This is a genomic window from Amphritea atlantica (assembly GCF_018860855.1).
GTDB lineage: Bacteria > Pseudomonadota > Gammaproteobacteria > Pseudomonadales > Balneatricaceae > Amphritea > Amphritea atlantica_A.
In genome coordinates, this window is record NZ_JAHKQE010000002.1 from 13,048 (window position 1) to 30,660 (window position 17,613).

Genomic DNA, 17,613 nt, shown 5'->3' on the forward strand with positions numbered 1-17,613 from the left:
TCTGCAGGAGATCCCATGACCGACCACTATCTAGGCTTTGGACTGGGTTTACGAACCCCACATTTTCAAGATGTGCTTAATACTCAGCCCGATGTCGATTGGTTTGAGATTATCTCAGAAAACTTTATGGTGGCCGGCGGCAAACCCAAATACTACCTACATGCCATCCGTGAACGGTATCCGATGGTGATGCACGGCGTATCCATGTCCATCGGATCCACCGACCCCTTGGATAAAGATTACCTGCAACGGCTGAAAAAATTAGCGAATGAAGTACAACCTGAATGGATATCTGACCACCTATGCTGGACTGGACTGGATGGCATCAATAGTCACGATCTGCTCCCCATGCCCTATACAGAAGAGGCGATCAACCATATCGTTGCACGCATCAAGCAAGTTCAGGACACGCTCGGCCGGCCATTACTGCTCGAAAATGTTTCCAGTTATATTAGCTATACCGACTCCGCCATGAGTGAGTGGGCATTCTATAACGAGATCGTAGAGCGCGCCGATTGCCTGATGTTGTTAGATATCAACAACATCTATGTCAGCAGCCGCAACCATCACTTTGACGCACAAGACTACTTAAATTCAGTTAACCCAGCGCGGGTCCGGCAATTTCACCTGGCGGGGCACAGTGATTACGGCACTCATGTCATCGACACCCATGATCATGATGTCTGTGATCCCGTTTGGCAGCTTTACCGCCAAGCCGTGAAACGCTTTGGCCCCATCAGCACCATGATCGAACGGGATGATAATATCCCCCCTCTAAACCAACTGATTGACGAGTTAACTATTGCCCGCCATATCGCCGCTGAAGTAGAAGCGGGCGAACCTCTCATCCGCGAGGCCAGTCGCCCATGAAACCCTCACTTAAACAACGCCAACAGCAGATGATGCAAGCACTACTCGTCGGCAGCGACGAGATTGCCAATCACATTATCGGCGACCAGCATCTTGATGCGCGACAACGCTTATCGATCTATCAGTCCGGTTATCGCATCCGTCTGCGGGAGGTGATCGACAATGATCACCCCGTGCTGGGCAGCTACCTGGGTGACCAACTGTTCGAGCAGATGACCGAGGGCTATATTGATGCCCATCCCAGCACGTTCCGCTCACTGCGTCATTATTGTGATCAATTACCCAGCTATCTTGGCAGTGATACATTCTTCAGCCAACACCCTCACATCGCCGAGTTAGCCCGTTTTGAACGCTGCTTGCTCAGCTCATTTGATGCGGCCGACCGCACAACCGTATCGGTAGCCGATCTACAGCAGATTCCGCCGGATCATTGGCCTGCACTGCAACTTCGATTTCACCCTAGCTTGCAACTGTTTAATACTGAGACAAATGCGGTGGAAATATGGCAAGCGATCAAAGGAGAACGAGTTCCTCCTGATGCAATCCAACTAGTTGAATCTTGGGTTATCTGGCGCAATCGTGAAAGGCTAACGGAATTTCGTTCCGTCGATACACTGGAACAAACGCTATTGAACTGTTTTCTTCAAGGAGGTGATATTGAGATGGCAGCAGAAATTACCGCCCAAACGAATGAAGTTAACGCAGCAGAAATTCTGCTAACACTGCTGTTTCGTTGGCTGGAGCTCGGTTGGATACAACAACTGAGTGACGAGCAAAACCCGTCGGTATTCGATATCGTTTAATATGAGATCATCGAGACTCCAGCAAAGAGTCACGATGAATAAGGCTATTTAACAACAAGCATTAGCTATCTAAGGGCCGGATTTTAATGACCATACCTTCGCTGGCATAGATCTCAACCTTGGTGCCGGCGGTTAGCGTCGTTTCAGCTTCCGCTTTCCACAGAGTATCGCCTACCTGTACCCGCCCCTGACCGTTCTCTAAGTTTTGTTCAAGCACAAACTTGCGCCCAATCAACTGCGCCGCTCGATCGTTCAACAAAGGCTCAACGGTTTGACTGTTAAAGGTTCGGAATACCCGCCAATAGAGAATGGTGAAAGCGATACCCAACAGCGCAAACAGTAGTAACTGATAAGACCAGCTCTCAACCACACCCAATGCAACGGCACCAGCTACCGCCAAACTAGCAACAGCCAGCCCGATTAAAAAGCCAGAGGCTCCCAGCATTTCAAGAATCAACAGCAGGACACCCAGAATCAACCAGTGCCATTGGGTTAGGGTATTAAACCAATCAGCCATCGTTAATCTTTCGCTTTAGAGGGTTGGAGCAGCTCAGAAATACCGCCGATAGAGCCGATCAAACTGCTAGCTTCTAACGGCATCATCACCACCTTGCTGTTCTCGCCTTCGCCAATCGCTTGTAACGCTTGGGTATATTTCTGCGCCACAAAGTAATTGATCGCCTGCTGGTTACCTTCACTGATCGCTTCAGATACCACCTTGGTCGCCAAAGCTTCGGCCTGAGCTTCACGTTCCCGTGCTTCAGCATTCAAAATGGCCGCTTGAAGATCACCTTCTGCCCGCAGAATTTCCGCCTGTTTCTGACCTTCAGCCACTTTAATTGCCGCTTCCCGCTGACCTTCGGCCACCAGAATCGTCGCCCGCTTATCCCGCTCGGCTTTCATCTGATTACCCATTGAATCAACCAGATCTTGAGGGGGTGAAATATCGCGAATTTCGATACGTGTCACCTTAATACCCCAAGGGTCCGTCGCTTCATCGACTTTACCCAACAGCTTGATATTGATGGCATCTCGGTTGGACAACATCTCATCCAGTTCCATCGAACCTAACACCGCACGTATATTGGTCATCACCAGATTACGCATAGCACGGGGCAGATCATTCACTTCATAAGCGGCTTTACCGGCATCTAACACCTGAAAGAAACACACCGCATCGGTGGTCACCATCGCGTTATCAGAACTGATGACTTCCTGTGGTGGAACATCTAACACCTGCTCCATCATGTTTTGTTTTGAGCCTATTGCATCAACAATCGGAATCAATAAGTGCAAACCTGGATTCAGTGATCGGGTAAAGCGGCCGAACCGTTCAACCGTCCAGCAATGCCCCTGGGGCACCATCTTCACACCGGCAAAAATCAACGCCAGAGCAAAAACAACAATCACAACGATTGAGATTTCTAATCCATACATAGTTCTTCTTCCTTAAACTCAACACTAGACTTAGCTATAAAACAGAATCAGACGTTAAAACAAAACTGAACTTCGCAGCAGAGACTGGCCGCCGAATAAATAGCACTGAACCGTAATATACGGCATTAACATGTTAACAGCGATGTTTGTCTTAGAGGACGTTGCAACTATTGGCCAGCAACCAAACTGATCGCTAAACAAAACCTTTAGCTATCAGTGCGAGAACGAAATACTCCCTTACCGACATCCTCCGCCTTAAGGTATTTCATCATTAGCATTCGGTCCTTAGCAATACGTGACATCGCTTGCTTCTCCAACGCCCAATCTTCTTTTAACAAGCTGTGCTTCAGCAATACGGACAACTTTTGTAAATCAAAAAAGGTATCAAATACGCCATTGAGCTGCTGACGGTAAATATAGGCTTTCTGATTAAACAGCGTCTCCTCATAAAGCCTTTTGCTATCAATGTAGGAGGGAGTCCAGTGATTGTTGCGAAAAAGGATGAATCCTTGTGAATCTTTCGCGGCTTTAAATTGCTGATACTGAAAGACCAACTCATCACTGATCGTTAGATATTCACCCACGATATGCCGAACAAATACCTGAGGGTCGCTCGTATCAATCGTTAACGCGACCCGCTTACTCTCCGGTTCAGGCTCTTCCTGACAACCGGTCATCAATAATACTGATAAGCTGAGTAACCAAGCGGAAAAAACTACAATCCATCGTCTGTTTTTAAATTTCATTTAAGTATTTTTACCTTGCATCGGCCTCTATCTGCATACTATACGTCATTAATCTAACCGTTTAGTACCACTAAAAACACACATGACTTAAGCACAGTTATTAACGTTTTATATTAGCGAAAATCGTGCTGATCTGTTCGCTAAGGCTATCAGGGTTGCGGCTAGTTTTCATATAGATTCGCAAACCTATCATCTGTACCTGTAAGTGCCTTGCTAGAATTCGTGGATTAGCGTGCTTAGCAATTTCGCCGCCATCTTTTGCCTGCTGCAGTATATCCGCAAAACGATCTTCGGTGCGTTTCAGCAGCTCCCGTGATAGCTCCATCAGTTCGGGGTGATCATCACTCACTTCGGTTAATGTCTTAACCAACATACAGACCTCACTAGGGTTTGTATCACACTGATCAATAACCACATTTCGGAAGAATGCCTCTAAGCCTCCGAGAGGAGAACCGGCACTGACAATTCGCTGCCCCAGCATCTCAGCCATCCCTTGGGAATAGCAGACTAACGCTTCACGGTAGAGCTGCTCTTTACTACCAAACGCAGCATAGATGCTGCCTGGTCGCATATCGATGGCCTGTTGTAGATCTCGAGTGGAGGTACTGTTATAGCCCTTCTCCCAGAACAGCAACATCGCCTTATGGATCACGTCATCACGATTGTATTTAGCAACATTAGCCATCATTGGCACCTCTATTTGAACAGATGATCAAATTTTAACTTGAACATGTGTTCAAAATCAAATAATCTAATCCCCTGAACAGTTGATCAAGTCGATAGGCATAGCCGTATCAACACCAACTTATACACCCAAAGGATCTTATAATGAATAATTTAAAAGTGCACACTCTCGAATCCGCTCCTGAAGGAAGTCAGCCTCTGTTGCAAAACTCCATCAAAGCCTTTGGTTCACTACCCAGCCTGCATGGGGTAATGGCTGAATCACCTGTCGTATTAGAAGCCTATCAGATGCTGCATAAGTGGTTTACAGAAAGCTCATTCGATGCCGATGAATTAACGGTCGTATGGCAATCAATCAATGTCGAGCATGAGTGCCATTACTGTGTTCCTGCCCATGCAGCCATTGCCAAAATGATGAAAGTCGATGATGCACTAACAGCGGCACTTCGTAATCGTCAGGCAATGCCAAATGCTAAACTGCAAGCGCTGCATGATACGACGTTATTGATCGTACGTAATCGAGGTCAGATTAGTGAAGCTGATGTCGCCGCTTTTTATGCGGCAGGCTATAGCCCAAAACATCTATTGGAAATCGTGCTAGGTCTGTCACAGAAAATCATGAGCAACTATATCAACCACCTTGCAGACACGCCTCTGGATGAACGCTTCGCAGCCTTTGTCTGATCGCTTATGTGATTCGGCCATTTAACAAAATCTGCCGCCGATAGATCACAAACCCGAAAAAGGCCGCATTATGCGGCCTTTTTGCTATATATCTCATGCGATACCTACAGCTTTTTACTTTTTGCTGTCGTCGTTCATAAGCTTACGAATTTTGATAAACGCCCAGATCATGGCGCCAGCCATAGCGGCAACACCTAATAAGCTAGGCCAAAGTGTTTCGAACGTATACGGATCCATAACAGTTACCTTTTGTGTGTTTCTATCTTGTTAGTGATACTACCCCTGATGCCATAAGAGAATATTGATATAACTCAATAAGTACTCCTATAAACTAAGATAGTCGCTATGCGCAAAATTTAAAGCTCACCTCAAGCTCACCTCAATAACAAATAGATCCGCTTGGTACTCAACCAAACAGACATAGCCCCCAAATAATCTCGGCAGCAATAAAACATTGATCACCAGTATTCCGTCACTGCCTGGCTTGTTATCTGAAATAGTTAAACATCACCAGCAATGCCCTACCTCATCAAGCGTTATCTCACCTCAGCACTAATCAAAAAATCTTATTAAATCAACTAAACCTGTTTAGATTAAATTAATAATCATCTTTGATGTATCAAAATCTAACAGTGATAGTTAAAACCATCATCTACTCCGTTTTATATAGGAAAATACAATCACACGAAATGGTTAAAATAACCTTATAAATCAGTTACTTAAAAACAAAAACAATCTTTCGATCAAACTATACCAAAGCCATTAAAAACACCTTATTAAACAATAACTTACAAGCTGCCAAATATCTTTTTATATTTTTGATTACTCAAAAACTGTTATATAATTATCTTAATTAGTTTTTTACATCGATAAAAAAGGTATTGATGATGCAAGAGAGAGAAATTAAGCTTCTATTTAAAGCTGGAGTATTTGATTCCTGCCAAGCGGCACCCGTCTCGATTGCGCGGGGCTGGCGCCTAAAATTCATTACTAAACAGGGAGAAGTTCTGACGCTAGACCTACAGCGCTCCAAAAAAGAGCGAGAGTTCAAAAGCCTCGATGGTGCGGCAGCTGTGGCGCGACGTATCGGCTTTGAATGGCTAAATGTGCAGATTGGCGATATGGAATGGCAGGAAAAGGTTTAACCTCCACCAATAACAGACGTTATTAGCCTTTTGGTGTTGGTTATGGTGAGACGAGGGAGAAGGCCGAGGTAGAAAACGACCTACAGATAGGCCGTTTGATTCACTGTACGGTATTTTTAACCACAGTGACCGAAAGAAGTACCGGCCCCTCTAGATATTGAAGAGCCGATCAGTTGGGTTATTTATCTCTGATAGCCGCTTCTATTTTCTGATCTGTTTTATATTGGCTCAAGGCATAGACTGACCAGATGGCAGCCGGCAACCAGCCGACCAAGGTTAATTGTAGTAACAAGCAGATAATGCCTGCGATCGGCTTTCCTATGGTAAAAAACTGTAACCATGGAAGCAGCAAAGCTAATAGTAAGCGCATCTTTAATACTCCTTTTTAGTGAGCAGTAAACATTGAAATTTAAGTGTTAACCAGTGTCAATAAAGCTATTCGCTTAGGCCATTTTGCAATTCGGCGTCGGTCGCATCACGGACAGAGATCACCTCGACTTCAAAATCAAGTGTCTGGCCGGCGAACGGATGATTGGCATCAATCGTCACTTCACCCTCATCTTCATCGATCTGCATAATGGTCACCAGTTGCGGCTCGCCATCTTCGCCCTCAACCTGACACAGCATGCCTTCATGGATATCATCAAAACCGGCAAAAGATTCGGCATCAATAATGCTCACTCGCTCTTCATCCCGCTCGCCGTAACCCTGCTCAGGCGCGATAGTCACGCTAAATTTATCTCCAACAGCCCGTCCTTCCAGCGCAGTTTCTAGACCAGGGATAATATTTCCTTTACCTTGAATATAAGGCAAAGGCCCTGCATCCCGTGAGCTATCGACCACCTCTTTGGCAGCGTTATACAGGGCGTAGTGAATCTCGACATAGCAGTTGTTACTAATATTCATTTAAATAGTTTCCATCGTTAATAGTGCTGTCAGCCATACACCGATCGCTTCAATCTCTTCTAGACAAAGACCATGATCAACCGGCCAGCTATGCCACTGAGGTTTATATTCCAACTGCTGCAACAGCTCTTTTGCCTGTTGCCCGAGAGAGATAGGCACAACATCATCGGCGGTACCATGGTGAATCGCAATCGGTATAGCCTGATTTGCCTCGCTGCGGTGCTGCTTAATCAGCTCGGCGGTGGCAACATAGGTAGAGAGGGTGAGCAAACCCGCCAACCGCTGTGGAAAGCAGAGCGCGGTATGATAGGCCACGGCTCCGCCCTGAGAAAAACCAGCGAGGACGATCTTATTCGCCGGAATACCTCTGGCGATCTCCCGTTCGATTAAGCGATTAATCTGGCTAACGGAATGGAGCAAGCCATCAACATCGATCTTGCGCTCCAATTTCATTTCCAGAATATCGTACCAAGCAGGCATCTCCCAGCCACCGTTAACAGTAACCGGCTGCACGGGGGCATTAGGGAAGACAAAGCGCACCGGCAAGCTTGCGGGCAGTTTGAGTGCTGGAATGACCGGTTCAAAATCATGGCCATCGGCACCCAGCCCATGCAGCCAGATAACACTGGCCATCGCCGGCTGGACCGGTTCAACTTCAACACAGGATAAGAGTTGTTCAGTCATGTTATTAAGATCCTTTAACGCTTAAGGGGAGAGTCGATCGATCTGCCATTGACCATCCACCAGCGTATAGCTGAAACGATCATGTAAGCGGCTTTCCCGCCCCTGCCAAAATTCAAAACGGCTGGGTATCAAACGATAACCGCCCCAACACTCGGGGTAAGGAATATCGCCCTCAGGATGTTGCTGCTGCAGATCGATAACCGCCTGTTCGAGGCTTTCACGACTATCAATCACCGAACTTTGATGGGAGATAGCCGCACTCAGCCGACTACCGACGGGGCGCTCATTGAAATATTTATGGCCCTGTTCCGGCGACAGTTTCTCGACCCGACCTTGGATACGGATCTGCCGCTCTAAGCCATACCAGTAGAACATCAGCTCCGCTTGTGGATTTTCCGCGAGATGCTGACCTTTGTGGCTACGATAATCGGTGTACCAAGCAAAACCATCTGCACCAAAATGCTTCAGCAACACAATACGCGCCGAAGGCATCCCTGACGTACCGGCGGTCGCTAGCGTCATGGAAGTCGCATCATCGGGACGATATTCGGTGGCGGTCTGCATCCAGTCGGCAAACTGCTGCACCGGATCGGCGGCCAGATCTGACCGGTTAAGAGGTTGCGCCACATATTCACGGCGCAGGGCTTTGAAATCACCCTGATCGGATTGACTCATAGATAACCTGAAAATTTACATATTCTGATGGGCTCATCTGCATGATGAACGAATACCGTCACTCAGCCGCAGACTCTTTAAGCCGCTATAATACTTCACTATGGATTCAACATCACGGAGATACATGCCAACCAACCTCAACCAATGACCAACATCGCGATAAATATTATGTCGTGCGGCAGAGCTAACACTGAGACCTAGCAAGCCATCCACTTAATAAAGATTAACCACTCCACGGCAACATCGGTTGTTCTAACCATTAGACTATGGGTTGAATGACACAAATCTGGCATACTCTGAGTTCTGTTTTTCAGCAACGGTTTATATCGCAATGCATGGCACACCTGAACAATTGATCGCTTGTCACGAATGTGATCTGCTGATGGAACGGGTCTCAAACCACCCCAATGAGGATGTTATCTGTCCCCGCTGCCATGCCCGTATCTATTACACCACCGTCAACAGCATTGAGCGCCTACTCGCATTATCAATCGCCGGCCTGATTTTATTTATTCCCGCCAATATTTTTCCGATTCTCAGTTTGCAGGTGTTTGGCCAGAGTCAGAGTGAAATTATCTTTCAGAGCGCCTTATCCCTCTTCGATGGTGGGCTGGTATTGGTGGCTCTGCTGATTCTGCTGTTCGCCATTGTCGTGCCGCTGTTTCAGCTAGTAATCTTGTTTTATATCAGTTTTTCCCTGCACTACCACCGCACAGGCCGACTGCTACGTCAGGCCATGCATGGTTATCAACATCTGCGCGGCTGGGGCATGTTGGAGATCTTTCTGCTCGGTGTATTAATTTCGATCATCAAACTGAAAGACATTGCCGATCTCGATATAGGTCTAGGGCTCTACAGCCTCGCGGCCCTGATTGTCGTCACCACCCTGAGCAGCGTGTTTTTTAATCCTCATCAGATCTGGCATGAGATCGATCTAAACCGGCAAAAGGCACGGACTAATGAGTAATCAATTACCGCGATTTAAAAGCGCCCGAGAGAGCGGTTATCTGCTCTGTATTGATTGTGAAAAACTTCACCCTCTCAGTTTAGAGGGCGAGCATTGCGATCGCTGCGGTGCCCGGCTGCACAGCAGAGTACCTAATTCGATGAATCTGAGCTGGGCCAGTCTGATTGCCGCTGTTTTGCTATTTTTGCCGGCTAACCTGTTGCCCATTATGACCTTTAAATCCTTTGGTCAGGGCGAGCCAAGCACCATTCTGAGTGGCATTATTCATCTGCTAGATCAAGATATGCTCTTGATTGGCCTGATTGTATTGATCGCCAGTATCGTGGTGCCGGTATTAAAAATCATCGCCATGACTATTTTGCTCTGTACGGTGCAGTTTCGGTTGCAAACCAACTTACGACAAAAAACTCTGATGTTTCGCATCGTTGAGTGGATCGGACGCTGGTCAATGCTGGATGTTTTTGTCATCGGCATCTTGGTGGCGCTCGTACAACTGGGTAATATTGCCCATATTGAAGGCAACGATGGGGCTACCGCTTTTGCAGTGGTCGTGTTGCTAACGATGTTTTCTGCTATCGTCTTTGACACACGATTGATTTGGGATAACGGCGTTACGGATTCGCCCGCTAACGACGATCAAAAGGACACACAATGAGTACCTCTCAAGCTGATAACACCCCTGCAACACCGTTGGTGAAGCGTCATCGCGCGCCCTCTGTGGTCTGGCTGTTACCCTTTCTCGCCGCTATTATTGCCGGCTGGCTAGTGGTCAAAAGCTACCAAGATGCAGGCATCATGATCGAGGTTCAGTTTGAAACCGCAGAGGGGCTGGAAGCCGGCGTCACTCGGGTTATGTATCGTGGTCTTCCAGCGGGCATGATCAAAACGCTGAAGCTCAATGAAGACCTCAAAAGCGTCACCGCCATGATTGAAATGGAAAAAGAGGCAGAAGAGATTCTCGTGGAAGGCAGCCGTTTCTGGTTGGTCAAACCACAGATATCCCTCAGCGGCGTAAAAGGGCTGGATACCCTACTCTCCGGTTATTACATTGAACTACAGCCCGGCAAAGGCAATGAGCGCTACAGTTTTATTGCTGACAATGAGCCACCGCCACCGCTGAAGAACCGACAGGGGCTTTACCTATCTCTGTTGGCCGATTCGGCGCAATCGATTCAGCGCGGCGCAAAAGTCTATTACCGTCAGGTTGAGGTCGGCGAAGTGATTAACTTCGGCCTAGCTAACAACTCCGAAGGGATTCGCATTGAGCTGTTTATAGAGCCAGCCTACCGCCACCTGATCACCGATAGCACGCGTTTTTGGAATGCCAGTGGCATCAGTCTGAAGGCTAACCTATCCCGTATCGACCTACGTTTTGGCTCATTAGCCGCCATTATCGCCGGCGGCATCAGCTTTTATACCCCACCGGGAGATGAAAGCAAACTCACGCCAGAGCATCAGTTTCATCTGTTTCCCGATTTTGAAGCGGCGGAAGATGGCATCGTCGTCAATGTGAAGTTTCCCGCCCGCACCAATATACACAAAGGTACTCAAGTCATCAGTGAAGGCATTCGTATCGGTCGCGTACAACATCTGCAGCTGAGTGAAGACCTACAAACCCTTAATGCCCGCCTTCTCATCGATCCGCGAGCCCGGCCACTGTTGCGCGCCGGGAGCCAATTCTGGTTGCCCACGCCGAAGCTGTCGCTAAACCGTTTACAAAATATTGGTGATCTCATTCGAGGCGCTGCGATCGTTCTGCGACCGGGTAGCGGTGAAACACAGTTTGATTTCACCGCCCTCAACAGCCCACCCGCTTACCGGCCAGGCATTACTGGATTGAACATTCGTCTAGAAAGCGATCGCTTAGGCTCGTTAGATTACGGCTCACCAGTGATGTATCGCCAGATTCCGGTGGGGGAAGTGAGCGGTTATGAGCTGAGCGACGATGGTCATCACGTTATGATCTATGCCACCATCAAAGAGCAGTACGCTTCACTCATCAAACACAACAGCCGCTTCTGGGAAGAGAGTGGTATTAAAGTCTCTGCCGGCGTCGATGGCGTCGAACTCGATAGCGGCTCGCTCAGTAGCATCATTAACGGCGGCATTGCATTTTTCACCCCCGATACCGAAGACCAGAAAGCCGTCGAGCAGGAACATCCCTTTCACCTGTTCCGTAACTTTGATAACGCCAGCCAACAGGGACAACTGCTCTACCGCGAAAATGCAGATAAATTAGCCCTCAGAGTCAAAGCGGACAGCCTTGGCTCAATCACTAGCGGCGCACCGGTGTTGTACAAACAACTCACCGTGGGAACCGTCAGTCATTACGCCTTGGCCGATGACGACAGTGTCATTATTCATCTACTGATCGACAAACCCTATCGCCATCTGGTGACCGACCAGAGCCGTTTCTGGAACGCCAGCGGTATCGATGCAAGCCTGAGTCGTAACGGCGTAAAAATTCACAGCGAATCGGTACAGACACTGCTTCGTGGCGGTATCGCCTTCGCCAATATCAGTGATGGTGGCCACGCCGTCAAACCCCGCCAACTCTTTAAACTCTACAACCAGCAACATAAAGCGTTGCAAGGCGGCCCTGATATCACCGTTACCTTTCCACCGGGACCCAACATTACCGAAGGCGCCAAGGTCTACTTCAAAGGTATCGCCCTAGGAACGGTAGAACAGGTACGTTTACTCGACAGCCAAGGTCGCGCTGAAACCCATATCGCCCTCACACAAGAAGGCCGCCTACTGGCTCGGCAAGGTTCTCGCTTCTGGATTGCCGCGCCTCGCATCAACCTCTCCGGTGTGGATTACCCAGAAACACTGATCGCTGGTAACCATATCGAAGCACTGCCCGGTGACGGTACGCAGCAACTCAACTTTACGGGGCTAGCGGAAGCTCCCGCCGCACAAAACTTACCGGGTCTAAATATCGTACTGGAAACACCGCGCTAGGTTCCATCGATATTAATAGTAATATTTACTTCCGTGGGATGCCGGTCGGTTATGTTTCTGGCTATGCTCTCAGCGAAGATAATCAAACCGTTAAGCTCTTTGTAAATATTAAAGAGCGTTACCGTTCCTTGGTAACCAAAGCCAGCAAGTTCTGGAATATTGGTGGTATTGATGCGGAATTTGGCATTTTTAAAGGATTAAAAGTGGAAACAACCAATCTAGAAAGTCTGGTACAGGGTGGCATTGCCTTCAGCACCCCAGTAAACGATCTTCAGCCGGTTCGTTCAGGCTTCCAGTTTGAGCTTTATGAACAGGAGCCCGATAAATGAAGCCCCTCAAACTATTACAGATTGGCATCATCGCAACCCTTGTGTTGCAAACGGGCTGCGCCACCAACTCAACCAACAATTTCAAACTGAGTAATCTGGCTAAAAGTGATATCGACAGTGTCACGGATATGCATATTCAAGAGCTCCACAAACTCTGCCGACAGTTAACCATTAAACTCTATAAACGTAATCCACGGGAGCTCGCCAAAGCACCTGGCACCACCGTAAAAAAACGTTTAGCTCAACTGTTCAGCGATGAACGCATCAAGGGATTTAGTGAACTCAATGGTGCTAAAAGCACTGCGGCTATCTCACTGAGTTTCAATGAAGGTTATCAAGGAGATAGAGTATTTGCGTTGATGGCGGGCATCAGCAGTATGTTATATGCGGCTTACAACCATCAAGATGAATTCTATATCCTCGATGAAATTGATCAGCAGAAACTGTATAACAGCGCCCGCAATCTAGAGACCGTCTCTTGGCAACTGAACAACCGTAAAGACAGCTACGGCGAACGCTATATTCTGAGTAACGGTATCGCCACCAACGGCATCCGCAACCTCAGCTATGAGCGTATCTTTGGCAAGATGATCAGTCTGCAGGATATGATGGCACTACTGATTGCCGATACCACCAACCGCAATATCACCCGTGTCGTACAGAGCGCCGCATCCATGACTTTTCTACCAATCTAATTGCCAATATGGCGAGCGAGTCTCGCCACCATGGCCCTTAAATCTGCAACACAGCCTACGGCTTCATCTCTTTAATAAACTGGTCTGAAGCTTCGATAGAGCGTTGCATCTCGGCCAACAATCGGTCGATATCCCGTTTAATACCGCCAAACTCTCCTTTCAAGGAGCCTATCGCCCGCGCATTCAAATTATGTTTAAGAAACAGCGTGTTGTCCTTTAATGCCGAGAGTACCGGCTGCATCTTCGACTCAGCCCCTTTCAATCGAGTATGCAAAGCGTTATAACGCGATTGAGTATCTTTTAAGGATTGTGCACTCTGACGACGTAATTTTTGATTACTATACTGCTCTAGCTCATCCTGCCACTCATCAAATAGCGCTTCAGCAACCTCTTCAACCTGACGAATATTATCACTCACCGCTTCAGCCGCTGCCTCACTGTCATCATAGGCGGACTGCATATCGTTATACACCGACTCCAGCTCACCGCCATCAAAGTTCACCACTTGGTGAAACTGCTCTAACGCCGAGACAAACTCCTGCTGGGCCTCATCCTGCGCACTGCGAGTATCTTCAACCCGATCCACCAGAATATCTCGTTTATGGATACCCACTTGCTCCATCGCGGAGTAGTAAGCACTTTGGCAACCACTCAACACCAATGGCAGCGATAACACAGCAGCAAGCATTAAACGTTTCATCTATTTCCCTTACATCACTTTACAGCGGTTTATTAATACGGATATTACCGATTTTATGATTTTGATTCAGCTCGAGGCAGACATCCGCTCGGCTTGGCATCTCTTCGAGCATATTACGAGTCAGGCGCTCATAATGCTGAATAAACCGTCTAATTTCCCGCTCATTCATAATTCGCAGATGTTCCGTCGGCTGCTGGGTGTCATAAAAATAACGTACCCGCTCGGCCAGTTTCTTCTCCTGTTGAGAACGCCACTCAAACACCGATTCCATGCTTGGCACTTTAAGCATAATCAACACATCAATCATGTCGAATAACTCTTTATAGCGACCATCAAGTTGCTGGTTAACATAACCTCGCCAGAAGCCCAGCGGGTCTTCACTACGCTCAAGATCATTAACTGATTCGGCTAACATCGCCTCCGGTTGAGCCGACGCGCCAACACACCAGCCCTCCAGCACAATCACATCTGCTTCGCCATGCCATTCCTGCCACAGCACCGGCGGACAACGGTCATCGATCGACTTATCAAACACCGGAATTTTGACATTGCGTCCCTCTTCGCCGAATTCGCCTTTCAAACCGCGAATCAGTTCAATACCCAGTTCAACATCATGGGTGCCTGGTACTCCGCGGGTACTAAGCAAGGGGTGAATGGAATGTGCTAAACCTTCCCGAGCTTCACGGGTTTTATAAAGGTCATCAATCGATAACCCAACCACTTTAAGGTTAAAACCCTCTTCGAGAATCACTTCCAACAGGTTAAACAGGGTTGATTTACCCGCCCCCTGAGCACCATTAATCCCCACCACCAATGGCCCCTGCTGCTGATCTTTTCGCGCCACCAGCCAAGCACCTAAAGGCACATAGATCGATTCCAGCAATTCCACCAGCCCAATATCAACCTTCAGCGATTCGAGGGTGGAGGCAAACGCGCGCTCGACTCGGCGGATCGCTTCCTCACGTGCATCCTTTGTCAGACAAAGCTGATCCGATGGCCATTTACACAGTGCACTCATAATACGGTCTCCTAATTATTGACCCGATTATCTCGCAGCCACTGCTGTATTGCATTTATCTGTTCGGTTTCCATCAACGAGGGGGCATGAGTCATGCCGGGAATACGGTAGAGATCCATATCCGGACGTAACTGCTGCATCCGCGTCACCGTAGCCTCACGGAGCACATCCGACTGATCCGCCCAAATCAACATCTGCGGGCAACTCACCTGTCGCCAGAATGGTTCTAGATCGATATCCTCATCCTGTACTGCTGCGCTCTGCTCCGCAATCCGCGGGTCGTAATGCAACCCATATTGATCTTCCGCGATACGCCGGTGGCCATACTTAGCCAGATGTTGCCATTGCTCGTCATCCAACCCTTGATAGGCGCTATAGGTACGTCGCATGTATTGTTCGACTTCGGCTACCGAGCTAAACCGATGATCACCTAAATACTGGGCGATACGCTGTAGGGCTGCTTTATCGATGAAGCAGCCGATATCATTTAACACTAAGGAGCGGATCGGTGAATTGGGTAGGGCCGCTAAACACATACCGATAATGCCGCCCATTGAGGTGCCGACCCAATCCACCTGTTCGACATCCAGCCGCGCCAGTAATGTGACCATATCACTCATATAGCGAGGAATATCATAAGCCACGCCATCCGGCAGCCAATCACTTTCCCCACGGCCGGGCATATCTGGACAAATAACTCGATAATCCCGTGACAATGCCCGTGCTAAGGCATCAAAATCGCGGCTATTGCGGGCCAAACCGTGCACACAGACCAGCACCCGTTCGTTATCCGCACTACCCCACTCGTGATAAACCATTCGGTGAAGACCTAAGGGGTCAAGCGCCATTACCGATCGGGTTCGCATCACTCTCTCCTGTTATTTGAAACGCAGCTAAGCTGTAAAACTAACATCTACTAAAGAATTGTAAAGAGGAGAACAATTCTGCTTACTGTCGAAAACAGATGTATTATGATCAATCTCTAATCAAAGCTTACCAATGGACAGGTCATGGCGGAACAGCAATCTTTATCTTGGTATCAGAATAACAAGCGCTGGTTACTACCGCTGTTCATTTTAGCGGCGGCCGTGGCGATCTTTGTGATATTGAAAATGACTAAGCCGACAGCGCCTGCTCGGCCCGCTAAAGAGAAAGTCTGGACGGTCATGGTTCTTCCCGCCGCACCCGCTCGTTATGCCCCCCAATTATCCCTCTACGGTCGTATCGAATCGCCCTCTAGCAGTACGCTTTCCTCATCGATTAATGCTTTTGTCGAAAAACGACTGGTCGCCGAGGGGGAAAACGTCACCGCTGGGCAGTTATTGGTTCAGCTTGATAACCGTGATGCATCGCTACTACTAGCCCAAAAACAAGCCGATGTGGATCGCATCACCGCCCTGATTGCCGCCGAAAAAGTCAGCTATCAAGCCAATATCAAAGCGTTAAAAATTGAACAGGAACTGGTCAACCTCACCCAGCGTACTCTCAATCGCTATCAGGATCTTAGCAAGCGTAATCTCGCCAGCCAGACCCAGCTAGATGACGCCCGCCGCACCAAACAACAGCAGGCGCTGTCACTCAATAGCCGCCAACAAGCGATTGATGACCACCCCAACCAGATGGCTCAATTACAAGCGCAGCTAGATCAGGCCATTGCCCTGCGAGATAGCGCCGCCCTCGATTTAGAGCGCAGTCAAATCCGCGCCCCCTTTACCGGACGTATCGCTGAAATCAGTGTCGCAGCCGGTGAACGGGTTCGCAGTGGCGATACCTTGCTAGCCCTCTACAACACCCGTGCACTGGAAGTGCGCGCGCAGATCCCTAGCCGTTATCTGCCACAACTGCACCAACAGCTCGATAACGGCCAAATCATTAGCGCCACGGCTTGGCTCGACGGCCAACCTCTCGATCTAATCCTTGAACGCTTTGCCGCCGCCGTTAATAGCGGCAGCGCCGGCGTCGATGCGCTATTTCGAATCCACGCCGACAGTTATCGTGGCGAGCCGGGCCGTTCGGTCTCGCTTGATCTGACGATGCCGACCCAAGAGAATTTGCTGGCACTGCCGCCTCAGGCGATTTTCGGCACCGATCGAATCTATACCGTTGAAGATAACCGACTACAGGCCAACACCGTTATTCGAGTGGGCGATATGCGCGACAGCGAAGGTAAAGCCAAGGTTTTAGTCAGGAGTGATCAACTGCAAGCCGGGGATCTGATATTGGCGACACAATTACCCAATGCCATCACCGGTCTACTGGTCGAAGTCGCCAGCAAAAAGCCTCAAGCGGCAGCGACGGAGTAAACG

The 17,613-nt window shown here is 48.4% G+C and carries 22 protein-coding genes; 10 read left to right on the plus strand and 12 right to left on the minus strand.

The features are described 5' to 3' along the window. Window positions 1-15 precede the first annotated feature (15 nt). On the plus strand, window positions 16-870 hold the full coding sequence (gene bufB / locus KO512_RS00250; RefSeq protein ID WP_215950340.1) for an MNIO family bufferin maturase: 855 nt from the start codon (window positions 16-18) through the stop codon (window positions 868-870). Continuing rightward, a complete protein-coding gene (locus KO512_RS00255) occupies window positions 867-1,673 on the plus strand; it encodes an HvfC/BufC N-terminal domain-containing protein (RefSeq protein WP_215950341.1) in 807 nt (268 codons plus the stop codon). The genes bufB and KO512_RS00255 overlap by 4 nt, the downstream gene beginning before the upstream one ends. Before the next feature lie 61 nt (window positions 1,674-1,734). Here the strand turns inward: KO512_RS00255 and KO512_RS00260 are convergent, their stop codons facing one another. The 4 genes from KO512_RS00260 to KO512_RS00275 all read right to left on the minus strand — a co-directional run bounded on the left by KO512_RS00260 (window position 1,735) and on the right by KO512_RS00275 (window position 4,544). After that, entirely contained in the window at window positions 1,735-2,190 is a 456-nt protein-coding gene (locus KO512_RS00260; RefSeq protein WP_215950342.1) for an NfeD family protein, read from the minus strand. A 2-nt stretch (window positions 2,191-2,192) separates the two neighbouring features. Beyond that, window positions 2,193-3,110 carry an SPFH domain-containing protein gene (locus KO512_RS00265; RefSeq protein ID WP_215950343.1) on the minus strand — a complete coding sequence of 306 codons (918 nt, stop codon included), beginning with the start codon at window positions 3,108-3,110 and terminating at the stop codon, window positions 2,193-2,195. 206 nt (window positions 3,111-3,316) lie between these two features. Next, on the minus strand, window positions 3,317-3,856 hold the full coding sequence (locus KO512_RS00270; RefSeq protein ID WP_215950344.1) for a hypothetical protein: 540 nt from the start codon (window positions 3,854-3,856) through the stop codon (window positions 3,317-3,319). A 100-nt stretch (window positions 3,857-3,956) separates the two neighbouring features. Beyond that, complete coding sequence (locus KO512_RS00275) at window positions 3,957-4,544, minus strand: TetR/AcrR family transcriptional regulator (protein ID WP_215950345.1); 588 nt, start codon at window positions 4,542-4,544, stop codon at window positions 3,957-3,959. A gap of 140 nt (window positions 4,545-4,684) precedes the next feature. Between KO512_RS00275 and KO512_RS00280 the strand changes: the two genes are divergently transcribed. Next, the gene (locus tag KO512_RS00280) at window positions 4,685-5,224 is read left to right on the plus strand and encodes a carboxymuconolactone decarboxylase family protein (protein WP_215950346.1); all 540 of its coding nucleotides are present in this window, start codon (window positions 4,685-4,687) and stop codon (window positions 5,222-5,224) included. A gap of 114 nt (window positions 5,225-5,338) precedes the next feature. Here the strand turns inward: KO512_RS00280 and KO512_RS20260 are convergent, their stop codons facing one another. Then, window positions 5,339-5,461, minus strand: coding sequence for a hypothetical protein (locus KO512_RS20260; RefSeq protein WP_289847198.1), 123 nt, complete (start codon window positions 5,459-5,461; stop codon window positions 5,339-5,341). A gap of 647 nt (window positions 5,462-6,108) precedes the next feature. On the opposite strand from KO512_RS20260, the gene KO512_RS00285 reads away from it, so the two are divergent. Continuing rightward, window positions 6,109-6,369, plus strand: a complete 261-nt coding sequence (locus tag KO512_RS00285; protein WP_252734696.1) for a hypothetical protein — start codon at window positions 6,109-6,111, stop codon at window positions 6,367-6,369. A gap of 178 nt (window positions 6,370-6,547) precedes the next feature. On the opposite strand, the gene KO512_RS00290 is transcribed toward KO512_RS00285, so the two are convergent. The 4 genes from KO512_RS00290 to pdxH form a co-directional block, all read right to left on the minus strand. Further along, a complete protein-coding gene (locus KO512_RS00290) occupies window positions 6,548-6,739 on the minus strand; it encodes a YqaE/Pmp3 family membrane protein (RefSeq protein WP_126157695.1) in 192 nt (63 codons plus the stop codon). A 65-nt stretch (window positions 6,740-6,804) separates the two neighbouring features. Continuing rightward, window positions 6,805-7,275, minus strand: a complete 471-nt coding sequence (locus KO512_RS00295) for an FKBP-type peptidyl-prolyl cis-trans isomerase (RefSeq protein ID WP_215950347.1) — start codon at window positions 7,273-7,275, stop codon at window positions 6,805-6,807. After that, on the minus strand, window positions 7,276-7,959 hold the full coding sequence (locus tag KO512_RS00300) for an alpha/beta hydrolase (RefSeq protein ID WP_215950348.1): 684 nt from the start codon (window positions 7,957-7,959) through the stop codon (window positions 7,276-7,278). A gap of 21 nt (window positions 7,960-7,980) precedes the next feature. Further along, on the minus strand, window positions 7,981-8,634 hold the full coding sequence (pdxH, locus tag KO512_RS00305) for a pyridoxamine 5'-phosphate oxidase (RefSeq protein WP_215950349.1): 654 nt from the start codon (window positions 8,632-8,634) through the stop codon (window positions 7,981-7,983). Window positions 8,635-8,905: 271 nt separating this feature from the next. Between pdxH and KO512_RS00310 the strand changes: the two genes are divergently transcribed. From KO512_RS00310 to KO512_RS00330, 5 genes are read left to right on the plus strand one after another with little or no spacing between them, the layout of a single operon-like run. Further along, a complete protein-coding gene (locus KO512_RS00310) occupies window positions 8,906-9,601 on the plus strand; it encodes a paraquat-inducible protein A (RefSeq protein ID WP_215950350.1) in 696 nt (231 codons plus the stop codon). After that, window positions 9,594-10,256, plus strand: coding sequence for a paraquat-inducible protein A (locus tag KO512_RS00315; protein WP_215950351.1), 663 nt, complete (start codon window positions 9,594-9,596; stop codon window positions 10,254-10,256). Before KO512_RS00310 ends, KO512_RS00315 begins: the two co-directional genes overlap by 8 nt. Next, on the plus strand, window positions 10,253-12,565 hold the full coding sequence (locus KO512_RS00320) for an MlaD family protein (RefSeq protein ID WP_215950352.1): 2,313 nt from the start codon (window positions 10,253-10,255) through the stop codon (window positions 12,563-12,565). Before KO512_RS00315 ends, KO512_RS00320 begins: the two co-directional genes overlap by 4 nt. Window positions 12,566-12,603: 38 nt before the next feature. Next, window positions 12,604-12,894, plus strand: coding sequence for a hypothetical protein (locus tag KO512_RS00325; RefSeq protein ID WP_215950353.1), 291 nt, complete (start codon window positions 12,604-12,606; stop codon window positions 12,892-12,894). Continuing rightward, the gene (locus KO512_RS00330; RefSeq protein WP_252734698.1) at window positions 12,891-13,589 is read left to right on the plus strand and encodes a hypothetical protein; all 699 of its coding nucleotides are present in this window, start codon (window positions 12,891-12,893) and stop codon (window positions 13,587-13,589) included. The genes KO512_RS00325 and KO512_RS00330 overlap by 4 nt, the downstream gene beginning before the upstream one ends. 55 nt (window positions 13,590-13,644) lie before the next feature. Here the strand turns inward: KO512_RS00330 and KO512_RS00335 are convergent, their stop codons facing one another. From KO512_RS00335 to KO512_RS00345, 3 genes are read right to left on the minus strand one after another with little or no spacing between them, the layout of a single operon-like run. Then, the gene (locus KO512_RS00335) at window positions 13,645-14,289 is read right to left on the minus strand and encodes a DUF2959 domain-containing protein (RefSeq protein ID WP_215950354.1); all 645 of its coding nucleotides are present in this window, start codon (window positions 14,287-14,289) and stop codon (window positions 13,645-13,647) included. Between the two features lie 19 nt (window positions 14,290-14,308). Continuing rightward, window positions 14,309-15,307, minus strand: coding sequence for a hypothetical protein (locus KO512_RS00340; protein ID WP_215950355.1), 999 nt, complete (start codon window positions 15,305-15,307; stop codon window positions 14,309-14,311). Window positions 15,308-15,318: 11 nt separating this feature from the next. Next, on the minus strand, window positions 15,319-16,173 hold the full coding sequence (locus KO512_RS00345; protein ID WP_215950356.1) for an alpha/beta fold hydrolase: 855 nt from the start codon (window positions 16,171-16,173) through the stop codon (window positions 15,319-15,321). 144 nt (window positions 16,174-16,317) lie between these two features. On the opposite strand from KO512_RS00345, the gene KO512_RS00350 reads away from it, so the two are divergent. Then, entirely contained in the window at window positions 16,318-17,610 is a 1,293-nt protein-coding gene (locus KO512_RS00350) for an efflux RND transporter periplasmic adaptor subunit (protein ID WP_215950357.1), read from the plus strand. Window positions 17,611-17,613 lie beyond the last annotated feature (3 nt).

Bases quoted from the DNA above. Each gene is read 5' to 3' on its own strand.
- bufB (WP_215950340.1), top strand. From the start codon at position 16: ATGACCGACCACTATCTAGGCTTTGGACTGGGTTTACGAACCCCACAT.
- KO512_RS00255 (WP_215950341.1), top strand. From the start codon at position 867: ATGAAACCCTCACTTAAACAACGCCAACAGCAGATGATGCAAGCACTA.
- KO512_RS00260 (WP_215950342.1), bottom strand. From the start codon at position 2,190: ATGGCTGATTGGTTTAATACCCTAACCCAATGGCACTGGTTGATTCTG.
- KO512_RS00265 (WP_215950343.1), bottom strand. From the start codon at position 3,110: ATGTATGGATTAGAAATCTCAATCGTTGTGATTGTTGTTTTTGCTCTG.
- KO512_RS00270 (WP_215950344.1), bottom strand. From the start codon at position 3,856: ATGAAATTTAAAAACAGACGATGGATTGTAGTTTTTTCCGCTTGGTTA.
- KO512_RS00275 (WP_215950345.1), bottom strand. From the start codon at position 4,544: ATGATGGCTAATGTTGCTAAATACAATCGTGATGACGTGATCCATAAG.
- KO512_RS00280 (WP_215950346.1), top strand. From the start codon at position 4,685: ATGAATAATTTAAAAGTGCACACTCTCGAATCCGCTCCTGAAGGAAGT.
- KO512_RS20260 (WP_289847198.1), bottom strand. From the start codon at position 5,461: ATGGATCCGTATACGTTCGAAACACTTTGGCCTAGCTTATTAGGTGTT.
- KO512_RS00285 (WP_252734696.1), top strand. From the start codon at position 6,109: ATGATGCAAGAGAGAGAAATTAAGCTTCTATTTAAAGCTGGAGTATTT.
- KO512_RS00290 (WP_126157695.1), bottom strand. From the start codon at position 6,739: ATGCGCTTACTATTAGCTTTGCTGCTTCCATGGTTACAGTTTTTTACC.
- KO512_RS00295 (WP_215950347.1), bottom strand. From the start codon at position 7,275: ATGAATATTAGTAACAACTGCTATGTCGAGATTCACTACGCCCTGTAT.
- KO512_RS00300 (WP_215950348.1), bottom strand. From the start codon at position 7,959: ATGACTGAACAACTCTTATCCTGTGTTGAAGTTGAACCGGTCCAGCCG.
- pdxH (WP_215950349.1), bottom strand. From the start codon at position 8,634: ATGAGTCAATCCGATCAGGGTGATTTCAAAGCCCTGCGCCGTGAATAT.
- KO512_RS00315 (WP_215950351.1), top strand. From the start codon at position 9,594: ATGAGTAATCAATTACCGCGATTTAAAAGCGCCCGAGAGAGCGGTTAT.
- KO512_RS00320 (WP_215950352.1), top strand. From the start codon at position 10,253: ATGAGTACCTCTCAAGCTGATAACACCCCTGCAACACCGTTGGTGAAG.
- KO512_RS00325 (WP_215950353.1), top strand. From the start codon at position 12,604: ATGCCGGTCGGTTATGTTTCTGGCTATGCTCTCAGCGAAGATAATCAA.
- KO512_RS00330 (WP_252734698.1), top strand. From the start codon at position 12,891: ATGAAGCCCCTCAAACTATTACAGATTGGCATCATCGCAACCCTTGTG.
- KO512_RS00335 (WP_215950354.1), bottom strand. From the start codon at position 14,289: ATGAAACGTTTAATGCTTGCTGCTGTGTTATCGCTGCCATTGGTGTTG.
- KO512_RS00340 (WP_215950355.1), bottom strand. From the start codon at position 15,307: ATGAGTGCACTGTGTAAATGGCCATCGGATCAGCTTTGTCTGACAAAG.
- KO512_RS00345 (WP_215950356.1), bottom strand. From the start codon at position 16,173: ATGCGAACCCGATCGGTAATGGCGCTTGACCCCTTAGGTCTTCACCGA.
- KO512_RS00350 (WP_215950357.1), top strand. From the start codon at position 16,318: ATGGCGGAACAGCAATCTTTATCTTGGTATCAGAATAACAAGCGCTGG.